The following is a 17,622-nucleotide window of genomic DNA, read 5'->3' as shown; positions in this document are numbered from 1 at the left end:
TTTATAAAAGCCAGAGCCAGACCGGCTGGGACCAGGCTTTTTCCCCTGCTGCGTTCTTCACCACAAGGCGCACATATTCCTCATCCCCGTTCAGCACAAAGGTTCCGCTGCTTAACTTCCCTTCGTCATCGTGAAGATGTCCGCTTCTGTGGGGTGTCTTAAAATAAATATCCGTGCAGTCGCTGCTGGAGGCATGGGCAATATTGTCTTCCACATAAAAGTCATGGATCAGTGGGCCGGTGGAGGCATAAAAGCTTCCGTCCCTCAATGCCTCGAAAATCCCCCTGTGGGTAAGTTCCCGAGCCTTTGCCATGATGAACCCGCCTATGCAGTGCGGTCCCAGTTCATGGGTATCATCACACGCAAAGCAAAAGGTTCTGTTCCTTACGAACAGAAAATGGTCATAATAGGTCTCGGAATTACCGTTGCTGTCCTCAAACTCTGCCACGTGGTTGTAGATTTCCATTCCCAGCAGACCATGGATATTCTTGATATCCGTAGAATCCACTTTTGACCAGTAGGGGTGGGCATATATGGTGACATTGCCGTGCGCTGCCATATATTCAATGATCCTCTGGGGGGTACACAGGGTATTGCCTGTCCTCTCCCTCTCAAAGCGGTAATCATCCGGAATCCGGTTCGTCTCAGGCAGGCCTATGCTTACAAGATGATGATCCTTGCGCTCAGGCAGCTCCAGATCCAGTTCTGTGCCCGGAAATACGAGAAAATCCTCTCGGTTCAACTCCTCATGCACCCCATAGATCCAGTGGTCTGTGATGGCCAGGAAGGAATATCCCTCCTCCCTGTACCTTTGGGCAATATCCTGTGGTTCGCTGTCTCCGTCTGATCGGATGGAATGTGTGTGGAGATTCCCCTTATAAAATTTACCGGACTGATACAATGTTCTCTTCTGCATCTTTTATCCTCTTTTCTCAAAATTCTGCCTCCGAAAATCGGCATGGGCATATTATAAGGCACTTTCTCTCTGAAAAAGAATGAAGATATCTCAGAAAAATAATGGACAATTCTACGATAACCTTAAATCTATTGAATCCGCATTTTATATGTAGTATCATTTACCCAAATTCTATCAACACTTTTCAGGAGGAGACATTTATGCAATTACTTTATAAAGCCGGAGGAACCCTGTCCAAAGATTTTATCGGACAGATTTCCTACACCGTATGCCTGGATCGGAAATACGAAGAGCTGGACATCGAATTTTCTTTTGATAAACAAAAATACACAGCCGCGGACGTGACAGAAGACATGGTCAGGGAGCTGACAGACTATTGCCGCAGCAATTATGGCCTGGAACTGCCTCCCGGCGCTGACCCGGTAGCGGAAATCGTTGAGAATGCCAAGACCGAGATCCATACACTGGCAATGCTCAATGACAAATTCATGGGCTGCGTCCACCGTCAGCTCACCAACAGACACATGCACTTTTGCTCCTCCTCTGCCACAGAGGGCTGTCTGCCTCAGCCGGATCTTGAGGGAGTCCTCAAAGTGACCATACTCGTCTTCAATGTGCTCATGGACAATACAAATTACACACTGCAGGTATCTGCCAGATAAGGAGGTTATCATGTATAAACGAATGGAATTACACAATCACACTACAGAATCCGACGCGTCCCTCACATGTGAAGATCTGCTTCTATGGATGGAGGCAGACCAGGTGGACGCCTTTGGCCTTACTGACCATAATACCATATCCGGACACCCCAAGATGCAGAAACTGCTTTCAGGACGCAGCTCCGGTATACAATGTATCTACGGCATGGAATACACCACCTATTACGGACATATCCTCTGCCTGAACTTAAAAGAGTATGTCCCCTGGGAAACCATTGACCGCCGCCCTGAGCTTCTGTTTCAGGCTGTCCGCAAAAAGAACGCTCTGGCAGGCATTGCCCACCCGTTTTCCTATGGCTATCCCTTTGCCCGGGGTTGCCGCTTTGAGATGGAGCTTACCGATTACAGTTGTGTGGATTTTATTGAAATTTTCAATAATCCTGAACCCCTTCACCAAGTCAATGAAAAGGGGCTGCTTTTCTGGGAAGATCTGGTGCTGAAAGGCTGGCCCATTGCCATGACCTGCGGTATGGATCTGCACGGACGCTGGGAAATGGGAGGCCAGTTCGCAACCTTTGTTAACGGAGAACCGGGAGGAGACGCCGCCTCTGAACTGGAACAGGCCATCCGCAGCCAGAAAACCTGTATCTCCAAAGGCCCTGTTCTGGAGATTTCTATGACTCCTGACAGCCGCGCGCTTTCATTCCATTTGGCTGACACAAAAAAACCGGGCTTTTCCTGCCCGGATGCCTCCCAGTACCTGATCACACTCAAGACCGCAGCGGAAACCTACAAGACGGCCCCTGACCGGATATTCCCCATAGACAGACTAAATGACGCGGAATATGTAATTCCAAAACTATACTATAAGACCACAGAGATTGAAAACCTGGTCTGTGTTTCCCCTGTTCTGCATTTTACAAAGCAGAACCGCTTGTCCGGGATGTGATGTTATGAAATGGAAAGGTATTTACTCGCACCGCATTTTCACGCAGCTTGTTGTCTTTACTCTTTTGATCAGTCTGATCCCCACCTTGTCCATCACAAGTTTTCTGTTCTACAAGCTGGAGAACATGGTCAAGACCGAACTTTCCAATTCCTACCTGCAGATGACCTCTCAGTACATAAAAAATATTGATGAAAAACTGACCCAGTATCAATACAGCCTGGATGTGATCGCAGACAATACGGTGATTCTGGAAGCTCTGGTGGATCAGACAGAAAGTCCTTACATTAAAGGGGAACAGATCAGCAGTGAGGTGACAAAATCCCTGCTCCTGGACCGTCAGAAAGAGATCCGCAACTGTATGCTTTACTCTGATATTGACGAATACCCCGTATACGGAAAACGTGCTTCCATGGTCAAGGAGGCCGGACATGAAGAATGGTTTCTGCAGGAACGTGCCATAAAGGAGGGCGGCTTTAGCTATATCTCCAGCGCTGGCAATGTTCCTGTTCTTTCATTTGTAAAAAACATTGAAGATGTGAACATCCACAATTATGAAAAAAAGCAGCTTGGCTTTCTGAAACTGGATCTGTATATGGATCTCATCTTCAGGCCTGCAGCCACAGCTAATGAAGGGGATTCCTCCTATGAGGTCATTGTCTTCAGTGATGACAACAAGATTCTCTATTCCTCAGCACCCGGAAAGAATTTCCTCTTGAACGCATGGCTTGGAAGCCAGGATACTTCAGAATTGATCGACGGTTTTACCATCAAACAGGAGCATCTGAAGGGATGTTCCCTGAATGTACTTCTTCTGTTTGACAGTCATCAGCTCAAGGCCAAACAGCAGGCGGTTAGACAAATGGTCCTGCCCATCATGCTCTGCGTCACCCTGCTCATACTGTTCTGGTCCTGGCTCTACAGCCGGAACTTTTCAGCCAGGGTTGGCTGCCTGGTACAAAAATTCCACACTGCAGAGACAGGTGATCTGAACATCTACGGGCCTATAGCAGGCAATGATGAGATAGCAGAGCTGGACCGGCAGTTTTCCCACATGCTTGGCAAACTGGATTCTCTGATCCAGAAAAACTACATCCGGGAACTTGAGAACAAGAAAGCGCAGTTGAAAAACCTGCAGCTACAGATCAATCCCCATTTCCTTTACAACACGCTGGAAACCATCAGCTCCATGGCTGCAGTGAAACAGGTATTTGACATCTGTGATATCTGTCAAAAACTGGGAGAGATCTTCCGCTATAATCTCGGAAAGAATTATGGGGAATTTGTGACTGTTGCACAGGAACTGGGCCATGTACAGAATTATATCTTTATCATAAAAAAACGGTACGGCAATCGTTTTGAGGTATTCTATAATATCTCTATAGATACGGACAACGCCATGACACTCCGCTTTATCCTTCAGCCCATCGTTGAAAATGCCATTCTGCACGGACTGGTGAAGCAGACCACTACAGGCACCCTGGAGCTTTCCGTCTGGGAGGAGGAAGACAGTCTGATGATACGTGTGGAGGATGACGGTGTGGGCATGGACATCCAGAAGGTTGAGGAATTGAACCGCTCCATTCATGTAGCTGACAATCTAACGAAAACAGGACTTAACATTGGTATCCGCAATGTCAACCAGAGGATCAAGCTTGCCTGCGGAGACCAGTACGGAATTACCATTAAAAGCACCCTTCACTATGGCAGCCAGTTTGATATACGCCTGCCGCTCATTCGGAAAGGAGAACAAACAGATGAAAATAAACCTGCTGATAGCAGATGATGAGGAGCTTATAAGAAAAGGCCTGATCGCACGTCTTAGTTATCTGGGGTTTGAATTCGGGGAGATACTGGAGGCAGAAACCGGCACTGAGGCACTGGAGGCAGTCAGGCTGCATGATATATCCATTGTCGTCACGGATATCAGGATGCCTGATATGGACGGGCTTGCCTTCATACGGGAGGCCAAGAAGCTCTCCCCTCATCTGCGTTTCATGGTGTTAAGCGGTTATGCCGAATTTGAATATGCCAAGACTGCGCTGAACCTGGGTACCAGTGCTTATCTTCTGAAACCCCTGTCCAACAATGACCTGAAGGAAGAGATGGAGAAACTCATCACACACGTAGAGCAGGACACCAGAATACGCCGGGATATGACCTCCAGAAAAAAGCTGGAGGAAAAGAACACTGCATACACACTGGAAAAGGAGGTCAACGCCCTCCTTCATGAGCCTGGGCGTGACAACTCCGGAAATGACAAATATCCGGCATTCTATCATAGAATCTCCTGCGCCCCGGAAAACCGCCTTCTTCTGGGGATCATCAACATTGAGGAGAAAAGCTGTGAGAACAACTTCTGCAAAGATGACACGGAATTGATCCGCTTTGCAGTAAAAAATGTATTTGACGAGATCCGCTCCCCCGGCAAGGTACTTCTGGTGAACAGTATCATCCACAGGTACCAGATGTACGCTGTCTTTGAGAGCAGGGGTGAACACGCTTCTCTCCGCAGGGAGGTGGAACAGTTCTTCCTGGAGATGCGGGCTGTACTGGAAAAGCAGATGGGTATTTATCTGACCATGGGCACCAGCAGTCAGACCCACAGACTCTCATCAGGAATCTTGGGAGAGGCTGAATCCGCCCTTCGACAGCGGACCATCTACGGTGACGGAAACCTTTACTTCTACGAAGACAACACTGTCTTCTCCGGAAAATCCTTTCCCTCCTCGGAATTGTATTTTCTGGAACAGTATCTGATCCAGGGTAATGTGAACAGCATCCTCAAGCTCCTCTCCCAATTGTTCTCAGAGGAAATGCTTCAAAGCTGCGGTGTCTCCTATGTCCGTATCCTTTGGGTGCGCATCCTGAATCTTCTCCTGAAATACTACGAGCCTGAGATACGCAAGTATATCGGTGTGGAAGACCTTCTGCACAACTTCCGGGCGCTGGATGAGCTATGCCTTCCCCAAAAAATCCACAGCTATATCTCAGAGACCATCTCAGACTGTATCAGCAAACATGGAATGCAGGACGCAAGTTCAAAAGATAAGATTCAGCTTGCTACCCAGTATATCAAAAAACACTACAACGAAAATCTCTCTATAAACGGCCTGGCTGAGCTTTACAACATGAGTCCCAACTACTTTTCTTCTGTCTTCAAAAAGGAACTGGACCAGTCAGCAGTGAACTATATCACAGAGGTCCGAATGGAAAAAGCCAGGGAGTACCTAAAAGACACGGATCTAAGTGTGATCGAGATCGCAGAAAATGTAGGCTATGAGGACAGCCAGTATTTTTTCCGGGTCTTTAAAAAGACGACCGGAGTAACGCCCCTCCAGTACCGTCAGCAATACAGGCTTGATACATCCATGTAGAAATATCTACTTCAAAATGGTGATATATCCATTTCTCCTTTTTCCGATCTGGTGTATATTGAAGAGCGAAAAAAGAAAAAAGGGGTATCTCTCATGAAAAGATTTCACAAGCTTGAAAGTAATAAAATGGCATTCTGTCTGTTCCTTCTGTGCTGGCTGGCCTACTTCACCTCCTATATCGGACGGCTGAACTTCTCTTCCGCCATGACAGCCATGATCGATGAACAGGTACTTGCCGGATCCCAGGCAGGTTTCATCAGTATGGTATATTTCTTCGCCTACGGCATTGGGCAGATGTGCAATGGACTGCTGGGTGACAGGTTTCATCCCGGACGTATGATATTTACCGGACTGGCTGCTGCCGCTGCCGCCAATTTCGTTATGGGATTTGTGGATTCCTTTTTCCTCATGGCCCTGGTCTGGGGGATCAACGGTTATGCCCAGTCAATGATCTGGCCTCCCATCATCCGTATTTTTGCGGAAATGCTGCAGGAGGCGCAGAAGGTGCGCTACTGTATCCACATTGTCTCCTCACAGGTAGCCGGAACCCTGGGGGCCTATCTATTGGCGGCGGCAGTCATGTGGCTGGCAGGCTGGAAAGCCGTGTTTGGCGCTGCGGCCCTCTGTCTGGGCCTTATGGCAGCGGTCTGGTTCTTTGGTTTTGGCCGTATTGAGCGGTACAGCCTGGAACACGGAACAGAGGAAACAAAGACCTCTGATGCTTCCGATCCCACACCTCCAAACACCAAGGCCATACCATTTTCCTCTCTTTTGTTCCGTTCTGGCCTGCTGGCAGCCATATTTCCGGTGCTTGTCCACGGAATGCTGAAAGACGGCGTGGCCACATGGGTGCCTACCTTCATCAGCAAAACTTTTCTGACTTCTCCGTCTCTCTCTGTACTTGTGACAACGGTTCTACCCATGGTAAATCTCACAGGTGCATATGCTGCACAGTATGTATACCGCAGAGCGGGCAGACGGGCCATAAAAGCCGCTGTTCCCTTTTTCCTGCTGGCTGTAGCCGCACTGACCGGTATACGTCTGGCAGGCAGTCTGTCCATTGTCCTGACTGTGATACTGTTCGCGCTTATCACTGCTTCCATGATGGCGGTCAATACCCTGTTTGTCAATCTGCTGCCCTTAAACTATGAAAAGCAGGGACGTGTCTCCACTGTATCCGGATTTCTGAACTCTGTAGCCTATCTCGGCACCGCAGTTTCCACCTTTTTCATCGGGGTTATGGTAGACCGTCTGGGCTGGACCGCAACTGTTACGAGCTGGATCATAGTGACTGCCGCGGCTCTTCTGGTCTGTATCATAAAATCTCTGGGTGAAAACACCCTGTCTAAAAACCTTTAAAAAGCTGAAGTGCCGCCCGGAAATCTCCCGGCAGCACTTCTTTTTTTGTTTTTCTAATATTTTTTCATCTCCCGAAGGGAAGCCGGTGATACCCCGTAGCACTGCTTAAACTTCCTGTAAAAATAACTGGTATCCGTATATCCCACTTCCTGGGCAATGTCATTGATCCTGCGGTTGGTATTCAGGATCAAATCCTTAGCAATTCCATTCTTAGTATTGCTCAGATACTGGGTAAAGGAACACCCCACCTCTTTCTGGAAGATCTGTCCCAGATAAGATGCGTTCATATGATACTTATAGGCCAGCGTCTTCAGGCTCAGTTCCTCTTTATAATTCTTCTGCACTTCCGTCATGATCTGCTTTACCACTGGCGTATACGCAGAATTCTCCGCGTGCAGGTATGTGATGATCTCCGAAATCTCTGAGATAAACATAGTTTTCAGGCCAAAGATATCCTCTGCCCCGTAAATCCCCTCCACCATATCAGACAGATCCTGCATGTTCTTCTCTTCCAGCTTATACTCCCCTTTGATATCCCACAACAGCATGGCGATCTTAAGGGCAGTCTGATAAAGATTATTCACGTCCGCGTCCTTGCGTATATTATTGATGAACAGATCTTCAATATAGTCAATGGCCCCGTCCCTGTCCTTCTGCAGTATCATCTTACGCAACTGTGCCTCATCAATGGCCACATCCTTTGATCCCCGGTTCTTAATGTGGTTATCGTCCACGCAGCTTCCGTATCCGTCCAGCATCCGGTATTTCTGCATCCGCATGGCCTCCCGGTATGCCTCTGGAAGGCTGCTGTGATCACGAAAAGAAGGACCGATGCTGATAAATGTAAAGATACCCAGTTCACTCTCCAGACGGTTCTGCAGATAGGAGAAACGGCTGTGGATCTCCGCCCTGACTTTTCTGGCAGTCTCCCCCTCTCCGTCATCCCAGGTGTAGTCTGTCTGAAAGCCTTCGATCAAGAGCAGGGTGTCTGCCTTCAGATGGATCACTCTGCACTCTTCCTCCTGCAGGATGGACAAAAGCTCGGACATATCGCCCTTGCGCATACTTCTGCTGTCAATCTTCATGACCGCTGCTGACAAAAGCTCTGATTTTTTCACCTTCGGCAAAAGCGCGAGAAAGGTTTTCCGCTCCTCCTCCGATATCCCTCCCTCCAAAAACTTCTGCCATCCGATGCGGTCTTCCATATTCTTTGCTTTATCCCGGTCCATCTCCTGAAGTTTTATGAGTGCGTTTTTTACCACGGTCTCAAGCTGCACCTCGTCGATAGGTTTTAAGATGTAATCCTCCACGTCAAGCTGGATCGCTTTTCTGGCATATTCAAATTCATCATAGCCTGTGAGAATGACAAACCGCACTCTCTCGTCCCTGCTTCTGATCTCCTTTAAGAGATTCAGTCCGTTCATCACAGGCATCTCCACATCTGTCACCACCAGGTCCACAGGCTCCTTCTCCCACAGGGACAGTGCCTCTTTTCCGTTGTGTGCCATATGGACCACGTCAAGTCCCAGTTTCTCCCAGTCTATTATGTTCCTTATTCCCTGAAGGATCAGCTCCTCGTCCTCCACCAGCATTACTCTCTTCATCTGTTTCCCTCTCCTTGACTTTTACCTTCAATATCACATGCATTCCCCGGGGATGATTTGCCGTTAAGAACACACCGCAGGTATCACCGTAGGCTGCTTTCAGCCTGCGGTTCACATTGGTCACCCCAATGGATTTGCGGGTATCCATCTCATTATTGGCAAGCTCACGGTTCTTGCTCTCCATATCCTTCTCAGGCATTCCCCTTCCATTGTCTTCTACATGGATAAATAAATCCTCCCCTGCGCGTCTCGCATAAATATTGATCTCATTGTCATTCTCCTCCATACGGATCCCATGGATGAAATAATTCTCGATAATAGGCTGCAGGATGAATTTAATGACCGGAATATTGGAAAGTTCCGGCCCGCACTCCACACTGGAGTGGAATTTTCCCTGATAACGGTATTCAAACAATTCCAAGTATTTCTTACAGTAATGCATCTCCTGCATGAGAGTTATCACATCTGCTTCCTTTAGCTGGCTTCGGAATGTGACTGCCAGGCTGTAGAGCATTTTCCCCACCTCCCTGTCCCCGTTGCAGATGGCTTTCATGCGGATGGCCTCCAGAGTATTGTACAGAAAATGCGGATTGATCTGGCTCTGCAAAGCCTGCATCTCCGCGTTCTGCTGTTCGATCTCTGCCAGATAGCTTTTCCTGATATACGATTCCAGCTCCTGACACATGAGATTAAAATGCCGGGAGATCATATCCAGCTCGTCTCCGTGTTCATTTTCTGGGAGCTGCACCTTCAGATTTCCTGTCTGCACCTGGTTCATCCCTTGGAGAATTCCGTCCAGTCTCCCGCTGAGTCTCTTCAGATAGCTGCTTATGAGAATCTCCCCGGCAATGACCAGGGCAATCCCCATTCCCAGTATAGCCAGAATATGAACTGCAGGGATGGATGCGGCTGTGTGCTTATCCAGCCTGGTGGCCACTATGTAATCCTCCACACTCTGGATCTGTATGTATGACTTGAGCTTCTTACCTGCGTCCTCCTGCTGAAAATCATCTAAAAGCAGAGAATTTTCACCGGGGTATACCTGATTACCGTTTTTGTAGTACAAGTATAGCTCCGCCATGGGATATTTTTCCTGAAGCTCTGTCATCTCTCCCGTGTCAAACGTAAAGATGATGCATCCTTCTACTCTCATGCTGAGAGGGTCCCTGATCTCCTTCTGAAAAGAATAGGAACCAGCGGATGCCAGTCCTCCATCCAAAATTTCTTTTCTCCGCTCTCTTCCGTTGTCATTCACGCGTATATCATTTTCAGAATAAAAAACTGTTGTCTTGTTATTGTTATAGCTGATAAATTCTATTTTTTTGATATTGGGATAGGCGGAGTACGCATTTTCCACATAGCTGTAGATGTCCTTGTTGTCCAGGGTATTGGAGGAGGCATATGTGTCCAGATGACGCCTGAGATACTCCTCTGTATCATACCGGAAATAATTGAGCAGGTCCTGCAGCTCTGAACTGTTTTGATAAACCGCTCTGTGCAGGTAATCCGCGTCCGAGCTTGCGCGGCTCACTTCCAGAACCGCTTCGCCGCAAAGCTTTCCTGCATAATCCTGGTTTGTCTCCAGAAGTCGGGTTCTGCTGGATGAAATAAAAAATAAAATGAGCACTCCGACGATGAGGATCAGAACTGCCGAATAGCTCAGAAAAAGTTTATGAAATAAATGTCTCGGGTTTTTGTTTTCCATGAATTTCCTCCTACTATTATATAAAGTCATAGTCTTTCTTTACCTTTTCTACAGGTTTGACTATGCTATTTTAAGATACTGTGGATTGGTTATCACCTCCTACCACTTGATGGTTTAAAAAAGGCTCCAACCACAGTCTCTTTGTTTATTTGTTAATCAGTTAGTTACCGCATGACGGTTTATCAAGAAGTAGGTTACGATTGCAAGGAGCCCTGTGGATCTTAAGACAGTATCAATACTTTATATCAGGAGGTCCTATATGATTTACGTAGGAATTGATGTCGCAAAAGATAAGCATGATTGCTTTATCACAAACTCTGATGGCGAAGTCCTTTTCAAGGCTTTTACCATCAAAAACAATCTCGATGGGTTCGACGAGCTTTATCAGAAAATAGAATCCGTTATGGAAGATGCTTCTAAAGTAAAAGTAGGCCTAGAAGCCACTGGACACTATAGTTACAATCTTCTCGGATATCTGCTTGATAAAGGTCTGGCCACCTTTGTTATCAACCCGTTACATACTAATCTGTACAGAAAAAGTCTAAGCCTTAGACAGACGAAAACGGATAAAGTTGATGCCCATACAATTGCTTCTATGCTAATGTCTGACGTGAACTTAAAGTCCTACTCAGACACATCGTATCACAATGAAGAGCTTAAGTCACTTACTCGCTATCGTTTTGATAAAGTTAAAGAACGCGCGAAGCTTAAAACATCTATATCCCGTCTTGTATGTATCCTTTTCCCTGAGTTAGAAAAGCTTGTTCCAACACTTCATCAGAATTCTGTTTATGAGTTACTCTACGAATTTCCTGGTGCAAAACAGGTAGCTAATGCACATCTCACAAGACTTTCAAATCTTCTTGAAACCGCATCTAAAGGCCACTACACAAAAGAAACCTCTATCGCTTTTAGAGAGGCTGCAAGAACCTCTATCGGTTCAAATATGCCAGCTAAATCGCTTGAATTAAAGCACACCATTAAGCTCATTAGAGAGCTAGATTCTGAAATCGAAGAGATTGAAAACGAGATTAAAGTCATCATGGATGAAATCAATTCTCCAATCCTTAGCATTCCTGGAATCAGCTATCGAATGGGTGCCATGATTATTGCTGAAATAGGTGACTTTAGCCAATTCGACTCTCCAGATAAGATCCTTGCTTATGCAGGAATGTCGCCTTCTACCTATCAATCCGGCCAGTTAGATAACTGTTATGCCAGAATGGAAAAACGTGGTTCTAGATACCTTAGATATGCTCTGTTTAATGCAACCGCATATGTTTGTCTATGGGATCCAACCTACAAGGCTTATCTTGCCAAGAAACGAGCTGAAGGCAAGCATTACTATGTTGCAATGTCTCACGCGACCAAGAAACTAGTTCGGCTAATTTATCATCTCGAACGCACTGGACAGCAATACCAAAAAGCAATCTAATTCTTCCAACATCATATCTTCTTGTCAGAGCATCATACTCGATGCTCTATTTGTCATGCAATTTTCAAGGTACTGATTGCGATGAATAAGTCATCGCCACTATACTCAAAACATCTCTGTTTTTGAAACTATTTATTGACTTTCTTTAATAGTTAGTCTTTTATAAGTATAACATAATCCGGTATACCTGTGAAATAAAAGAATCCATGGAAAAGAAAAAGAGAGTTACGAATAACTCTCTCTCTTCACAGTGCGTCTGGGCGGGGACTTGAATAAAATCTGCTGCTGTACCTTCTGATTTCATCTGCCGCAATCTCATTGCGCCCTTGTGTTTTCAAAGCAAATAATGCAATATAGCTGCCTCCCGGCGCCATTTCATCTAAGGTTTTTCTGACTGACGCACGGATATTTTCCTCAGAGACTGTCAAACCATCCATATACTGGGTATCGAATCCACCGATATAGCACATTTTATGCCCGTTTTTCTTTTTTAGTTCAGCCGGATGATTGGATATATGCATGGTATTGGATGCTGTACACCCCATATCTGCTATCTCATCCAGAATCGGTGCAAAATATCCGCAGCAGTGATGCTCATACAACACCCCCATTGAGGTAACCATATCAATGATCCGCTGCAGATGGGGTTTCAGCAATACCCGCCAGGTGTCCGGGGACATAAACATTCCTTTTCCGTGCCCATAGTCATCGTGCATACATAAAATATCAGGTTTATAGTATTTGATGATATACTCGTACATCCGTATTTTATGATCCGCCACAGCTCCGAAAAAATCATAACAGGCTTCCGGCTCTTCTATGAGCGCACAGAGTGCTTCCTGAAAATCCATGACACTGAACATCCTCTCCCATGGGCCAAACACATCATTGATCCTTGTCAGTTTATGTACACGGTCCCAGTCCTTCGTGTCAGCAGCCGCATGTCCCTCCCAATCCAACCTCGATAAATCCGGGAATTTCATATAGTCCTTCCACACTGTAATATCCGGTACCAAATGTATCCCCGGTGTTGGATTAGCCGCCTTGATCTTAGGCTCATAAGTCCAGCTCTGCCCAAACCAGTCCTTTGCCACACCCGGAACATTTGTATATTCGCATACAAAATCCATTCCCAAAGGCGTATAGGTCTGAACATCTGTAATCATAGGCAGAAATTCCGGCTCCTTATGCTGCAGGGCAAGCAGCGTATTCTCTTTGTAGGATAAAACTGCCATTTACTATCCCTTCCTTTCCGGCTCACTGTCCACTGTAAAACATACGGCTGTATCGGTACATCTCGTCATCCAGATCCACATCTCCCCTGACTGGCCTCATGTCACGGATCCGATAAGCGCATCTTCCTTTTTTTCCTCTGGTCTCGATCATTTTTCGGATAATCTGTACCGCCTGTTCATCGGTAATATCGCCGCTGATGTTAAAATTCCCCAGCTGAATCAAACTGTTCCCATACAGTTCCATGATTTCATCTTTATCTGTAGCTCCTTCCTGTCCTTCCCAGGCATCAAAGCCCGCTTCGATAAAGTTCGGTATATGCATACGCACATCTCCGCACGAATGCAGAGCAATATACATTCCCTCCTCATGCACTGCCTGCGTCAGCTTCTTATATTGCGGAATAAACAACTCCTGGTAGATTTCCCCGGAAAAGAACGGAGCACGCTGTGATCCCATATCATCATGAAACAAAATCATGTCCGCATGATAATATTTTTTTGCAATCTTTATCAGTTGAATATACCAGTCAATCAATCTGTCAAAAAATGCAGTTAATGCATCCGGTTCTTCCAGAAGATAGCAGAAGGTATCCTCAAAATTTGTCAAATCTGCTGTTCTTTCAAAAATCCCATTATACACCACAAAGTAAGTAAACCTGTCATTCGGCAGCATGCTGTAAAGCTCTTCTGCATCCTTTTCCCAATCCAATTCATTCAGATCAGGAAATACCAATTCATTCTCCCAGTTTACAATATCGGACAGCCTGCGGGTACCTGGTTTTACCATGGCAGCTTTGGTAAGCGGCTCATACTGCCACTCTACCCCAAACCAGTCAATCCCTCCAAAGGCCCTTGCGGCTGCGTCAGGCATCATATCTGGACAGATTAGATTCATATCCCGATTCATATTCGGCAGCCACAAAGGTTTCTCTCCACGAAACACACGAAGCACATTCTCTCTTGGTGTAATGGGGGTAGAAAGCCTGGGCTGTTCCACACTTGCCGATCCATAACTTCCCGGTATTTTATAAGAACCAATTCGTTTCATCTCCGATTCTGAAAATTTTACAATACTCATACACTTTCTCCTTATTATCTGTAATTTAATCCATGCAGAACCACTCTTAACTCTTTCCTACAATCTGTTCTGTAAATACGCATGTCTGCTGAATAGCTGCTAGACATAAAACAAAAGCACAACAGCGATTGCCGCGATTCCTCCACTGATCACAGGTATTAAATTTCTCTTTACGCAGGTAAGAATATTTACATTTGTAGCTGACGCGATGTAAAGAGAAGCTCCTGCCACCGGTGTGACCGCAGACCCAAGTGCACATCCGATCAACCCCAAATGAAGCAGCGGAAGCGGTGCAAGCCCGGTGGATGTAATGATAGTCGTCATTACCGGTATAATAAGACTGACATTGCCATTGAATACTCCAGTCACTCCAACTACAAAAATCCCCAGAAGAGTGGTGATGGATATGGCAATGGCTGTTCCTCCCCCAATACCGGACAGCCCGTCCACAATCAATTTCATTCCGCCGATACCACTCAGGGCAGATGCAAAAAGTGTACCAAAAACCAGCAGAATACCGGGGCCTTTAAAATAATCACCCATGCCGTTAAACACCACGGAAACATCATTAAAACATTCTCTGAAATTTCTTCTGCAGATTGTGTGTACCACCACTGCGAGAAGCAGGCTGAAATAGCAGGCTGCCACCACACTTATGACAATACTTCCCACGATCAGTTCACTGAATATCAATATGGTCACTAAGGGCACCAGCGGCAGCAAAGCATAAAAATATGGAACGCCTATGTCTCGTATAGATTGAGATTCCATGACCTCTTCGGAAACCTCTGCGTGTTCCCTCTTATCAAAAAACTTTGAAACCGGTATAAATACTGCCATAACAACTAAAAGGACAACCAGCATGACCGGTATCTGGCTGGAAACAAACCACTCCGAGACAGATACATCTTCTATACCTGCCAGAGACAATGCCGTGTACAGACTTGCATCAGAAGGTCCCCAGACCGTCACATATGAAAGCAATACCGCAGACGCGCTGGTAGTCTTTGAGCATCCCACCTTGAGGAGAACGGGATAAAGCGTAGCGATCATTAGTGCAGCAACACTGATACCGCTTGGAATCACTATCTTTATTAGATTACCTACTAAAATCATCATAGCTGCCAGCAGATAGGGCGCCTTGATACGCTTCAGAGGAGCAGCGATCATAGTAGCAAACATATCTGAGGCTTTGATATGTTTCATATAGACAATGTATCCGTATATAGACATGATGATCAATACATTGCCTCCCATTGTCCCCTGCGCACTGGTATTGAGCTTTTCAAAAATATCGAAAAACGCACTGCCGCAGGTGGCTTCCCCCATTACATCCATTCCTGCCAGTGTAAGCCCCGCATATGCAGCAAGAGACAGCGCGAGCAGTGTCACAACTGTATTATACTTCTTCACAATGCTGAAAATAAGCAGAGCCAAAAGGACTGCAGTTGCTAAAATTTTAATCATTTCCGTATCCTCCTTAACTTTTATAATCTAATTGTATAGGGAAAAGAACATTTTTACTATTCCCCCGCAGGTTCAAAAAAAGCCTTTGCCTTTTATGCATGGAGACTATAAGCTTTGTAAACAATAGCAGATAACCGGAAGCACTGAAAGTATACATTCTAAAGTGTGGATTATTTTTTATTACTGTGCTATAATAAAGCAACCCAAGACCCATGTTTTTTCACAGGAGTTGAATTCGGATGACAAACACAACACTATTACTAAATATGCAGATCCTCTCCGATTATCTGGATGATCAGTTTTCTGATTATGTCTTTTATCGAAGCAATGATCCCATGGTTCTGGAGGATGTACGTCTCTATTACGGACAAACTACTGTTTCCGAACACATGGTCTATGTTGCAGCTCCTGAATATCTTGACATCCTGGTAAAAAAGAATTGCAACATAATACTCGTAGGACAGGCTGTCATTCACACAGATCCCATCCATTTTAAAAAGTCTATTATCCATATTCCCAGAAAAGAAAATCCATGTCTTATTTTAGAATTGATACAGGATATCTTTCTGAAGTTCCGGAAATGGTCTGCTAATTTGGACCAGATTCTTACCAGCCATGGGAACATGTATGACCTTTGTTCTGCCTCTACTGAGATTTTTGAGAATCCGATCTATATTCTGGACCACAATAACAATGCTATTGTACGCACTGCATTCGTGGTTGGAATGATGGAGATGAAAATGGATCCTGCCACCGGAAACCTCTTCCTCCCTGTGGAGAGAAGGAATCTGCTGTATCACTCAAAAGAATTCCTTGAAACCTATCAGACACAGACTGCCCAATACTGGATTCCTCCCTGGAACAAGCACAGAGATATCTACATAAATATTTTTGATGAAAACAACCGTTATCAGGGGCGAATTCTGATCAATGAACTGCAGTCTTCCTTTAAGGCCAGCCATCTGAAGCTACTGGAATATTTCTCCTGTTTTATAAAGGAGGCTTTTTTGTCTTGTCATTCAATAGAAAAACCCAAAGACAGTCCTCTGCAAAAGCTTCTGTATCAGTATTTATTTAATGAGGATATCAATGAAGAATATATGCTGGAACAGCTTGACCGTATCGGGTGGCATCAGGAAGACGGATATCTCATAGCTAAAGCATCCATGCCTCAGCAGGATTCCAGCTATGCTTACAGTGCCTGTCTGGATATTACGGAAAATATCAGCGATTGTGTGGCATTCTTTCGTGAATTAGAGCTGTATGCAATATGTCATCTGCCGAAAACCATACACAACCCGACACACTGTTACTCTATTCTCCATGAGATCGGGTTAAAAGGCAGTATTCATTTTGGAGCCAGCAATCTTTTTTATAATATCCTGAAGCTCCCCAATTACAGCAGGCAGGCTCAGGCCGGGCTTGAATACGGTCTGTGGCTGCATCCGGATCAATATTGTCATCCCTTTTCAAAGATTGCCCTGTCTTATATGTTAAAGAATTCTATAGGGGACTTAAATCTAAATATGGTATGTGCATCCAGTATTCGTATACTGGAAAAAATTGACCAGGAAAAAGGCAGTGATTATTTTAATACTCTGAGAGAATATATCCGTTCTAACTGTCAGCCCGTATTGGCAGCCAAGGCCTTATTTCTGCATAGAGGCACACTTACCTACCGTTTAAATAAAATACAGGAGCTGACAGACTTGAATCTGGATGACAGAGATACTATCTTATACCTGGATCTATCCTTTCGTATACAGGATTTATTCCGACAGGAGGCCTCCGGTTCCCGGAAAATACCTGATACCTGAATCTCTTACAATTGTTCCTCT

13 protein-coding genes are annotated in these 17,622 nt (G+C 45.5%); 7 read left to right on the top strand and 6 right to left on the bottom strand.

Annotated features, from left to right (window positions below):
- Position 1: 1 nt before the first annotated feature.
- Entirely contained in the window at positions 2 to 916 is a 915-nt protein-coding gene (locus BLCOC_RS04755; protein ID WP_115624579.1) for a CehA/McbA family metallohydrolase domain-containing protein, read from the bottom strand.
- A gap of 200 nt (positions 917 to 1,116) precedes the next feature.
- On the opposite strand from BLCOC_RS04755, the gene BLCOC_RS04750 reads away from it, so the two are divergent.
- From BLCOC_RS04750 to BLCOC_RS04730, 5 genes are all read left to right on the top strand, one after another.
- On the top strand, positions 1,117 to 1,578 hold the full coding sequence (locus tag BLCOC_RS04750) for a DUF6669 family protein (RefSeq protein ID WP_115624578.1): 462 nt from the start codon (positions 1,117 to 1,119) through the stop codon (positions 1,576 to 1,578).
- Between the two features lie 10 nt (positions 1,579 to 1,588).
- Positions 1,589 to 2,527: a CehA/McbA family metallohydrolase gene (locus tag BLCOC_RS04745; RefSeq protein WP_115624577.1), complete on the top strand. Its 939-nt coding sequence runs from the start codon at positions 1,589 to 1,591 to the stop codon at positions 2,525 to 2,527.
- Positions 2,528 to 2,531: 4 nt separating this feature from the next.
- A complete protein-coding gene (locus BLCOC_RS04740; protein WP_115624576.1) occupies positions 2,532 to 4,310 on the top strand; it encodes a cache domain-containing sensor histidine kinase in 1,779 nt (592 codons plus the stop codon).
- Positions 4,282 to 5,901 (top strand): response regulator transcription factor, encoded by a 1,620-nt coding sequence (locus BLCOC_RS04735; protein WP_165907158.1) that lies wholly within the window; start codon positions 4,282 to 4,284, stop codon positions 5,899 to 5,901. The genes BLCOC_RS04740 and BLCOC_RS04735 overlap by 29 nt, the downstream gene beginning before the upstream one ends.
- A 93-nt stretch (positions 5,902 to 5,994) precedes the next feature.
- Entirely contained in the window at positions 5,995 to 7,260 is a 1,266-nt protein-coding gene (locus BLCOC_RS04730; RefSeq protein WP_115624574.1) for an MFS transporter, read from the top strand.
- A 53-nt stretch (positions 7,261 to 7,313) separates the two neighbouring features.
- Here the strand turns inward: BLCOC_RS04730 and BLCOC_RS04725 are convergent, their stop codons facing one another.
- On the bottom strand, positions 7,314 to 8,864 hold the full coding sequence (locus BLCOC_RS04725; protein WP_115624573.1) for a response regulator transcription factor: 1,551 nt from the start codon (positions 8,862 to 8,864) through the stop codon (positions 7,314 to 7,316).
- Entirely contained in the window at positions 8,779 to 10,569 is a 1,791-nt protein-coding gene (locus BLCOC_RS04720) for a sensor histidine kinase (RefSeq protein ID WP_029470427.1), read from the bottom strand. Before BLCOC_RS04720 ends, BLCOC_RS04725 begins: the two co-directional genes overlap by 86 nt.
- Positions 10,570 to 10,828: 259 nt before the next feature.
- On the opposite strand from BLCOC_RS04720, the gene BLCOC_RS04715 reads away from it, so the two are divergent.
- Positions 10,829 to 12,004 carry an IS110 family RNA-guided transposase gene (locus BLCOC_RS04715; RefSeq protein ID WP_115622538.1) on the top strand — a complete coding sequence of 392 codons (1,176 nt, stop codon included), beginning with the start codon at positions 10,829 to 10,831 and terminating at the stop codon, positions 12,002 to 12,004.
- A gap of 245 nt (positions 12,005 to 12,249) precedes the next feature.
- On the opposite strand, the gene BLCOC_RS04710 is transcribed toward BLCOC_RS04715, so the two are convergent.
- The 3 genes from BLCOC_RS04710 to dcuC form a co-directional block, all read right to left on the bottom strand.
- On the bottom strand, positions 12,250 to 13,239 hold the full coding sequence (locus BLCOC_RS04710) for a uroporphyrinogen decarboxylase family protein (RefSeq protein WP_115624571.1): 990 nt from the start codon (positions 13,237 to 13,239) through the stop codon (positions 12,250 to 12,252).
- Positions 13,240 to 13,261: 22 nt separating this feature from the next.
- Positions 13,262 to 14,317 carry a uroporphyrinogen decarboxylase family protein gene (locus BLCOC_RS04705; protein ID WP_115624570.1) on the bottom strand — a complete coding sequence of 352 codons (1,056 nt, stop codon included), beginning with the start codon at positions 14,315 to 14,317 and terminating at the stop codon, positions 13,262 to 13,264.
- Positions 14,318 to 14,416: 99 nt separating this feature from the next.
- A complete protein-coding gene (gene dcuC / locus BLCOC_RS04700) occupies positions 14,417 to 15,784 on the bottom strand; it encodes a C4-dicarboxylate transporter DcuC (protein ID WP_029470430.1) in 1,368 nt (455 codons plus the stop codon).
- Positions 15,785 to 16,023: 239 nt separating this feature from the next.
- Here dcuC and BLCOC_RS04695 point away from each other — a divergent pair, with 239 nt between their 5' ends.
- Positions 16,024 to 17,601 carry a PucR family transcriptional regulator gene (locus BLCOC_RS04695; RefSeq protein ID WP_029470431.1) on the top strand — a complete coding sequence of 526 codons (1,578 nt, stop codon included), beginning with the start codon at positions 16,024 to 16,026 and terminating at the stop codon, positions 17,599 to 17,601.
- Positions 17,602 to 17,622: the final 21 nt, after the last annotated feature.

Source organism: Blautia coccoides, from assembly GCF_034355335.1.
Taxonomy (GTDB): Bacteria; Bacillota; Clostridia; order Lachnospirales; family Lachnospiraceae; genus Blautia; species Blautia producta.
Note: the sequence above shows the minus strand (reverse complement) of the source record. Positions and strands in the feature narration are given on the sequence as shown.

Coding starts and splice junctions, on each gene's coding strand:
- BLCOC_RS04705 (WP_115624570.1), bottom strand. CDS start 14,317: ATGAGTATTGTAAAATTTTCAGAATCGGAGATGAAACGAATTGGTTCT.
- BLCOC_RS04745 (WP_115624577.1), top strand. CDS start 1,589: ATGTATAAACGAATGGAATTACACAATCACACTACAGAATCCGACGCG.
- BLCOC_RS04725 (WP_115624573.1), bottom strand. CDS start 8,864: ATGAAGAGAGTAATGCTGGTGGAGGACGAGGAGCTGATCCTTCAGGGA.
- dcuC (WP_029470430.1), bottom strand. CDS start 15,784: ATGATTAAAATTTTAGCAACTGCAGTCCTTTTGGCTCTGCTTATTTTC.
- BLCOC_RS04710 (WP_115624571.1), bottom strand. CDS start 13,239: ATGGCAGTTTTATCCTACAAAGAGAATACGCTGCTTGCCCTGCAGCAT.
- BLCOC_RS04755 (WP_115624579.1), bottom strand. CDS start 916: ATGCAGAAGAGAACATTGTATCAGTCCGGTAAATTTTATAAGGGGAAT.
- BLCOC_RS04715 (WP_115622538.1), top strand. CDS start 10,829: ATGATTTACGTAGGAATTGATGTCGCAAAAGATAAGCATGATTGCTTT.
- BLCOC_RS04740 (WP_115624576.1), top strand. CDS start 2,532: ATGAAATGGAAAGGTATTTACTCGCACCGCATTTTCACGCAGCTTGTT.
- BLCOC_RS04730 (WP_115624574.1), top strand. CDS start 5,995: ATGAAAAGATTTCACAAGCTTGAAAGTAATAAAATGGCATTCTGTCTG.
- BLCOC_RS04720 (WP_029470427.1), bottom strand. CDS start 10,569: ATGGAAAACAAAAACCCGAGACATTTATTTCATAAACTTTTTCTGAGC.
- BLCOC_RS04735 (WP_165907158.1), top strand. CDS start 4,282: ATGAAAATAAACCTGCTGATAGCAGATGATGAGGAGCTTATAAGAAAA.
- BLCOC_RS04695 (WP_029470431.1), top strand. CDS start 16,024: ATGACAAACACAACACTATTACTAAATATGCAGATCCTCTCCGATTAT.
- BLCOC_RS04750 (WP_115624578.1), top strand. CDS start 1,117: ATGCAATTACTTTATAAAGCCGGAGGAACCCTGTCCAAAGATTTTATC.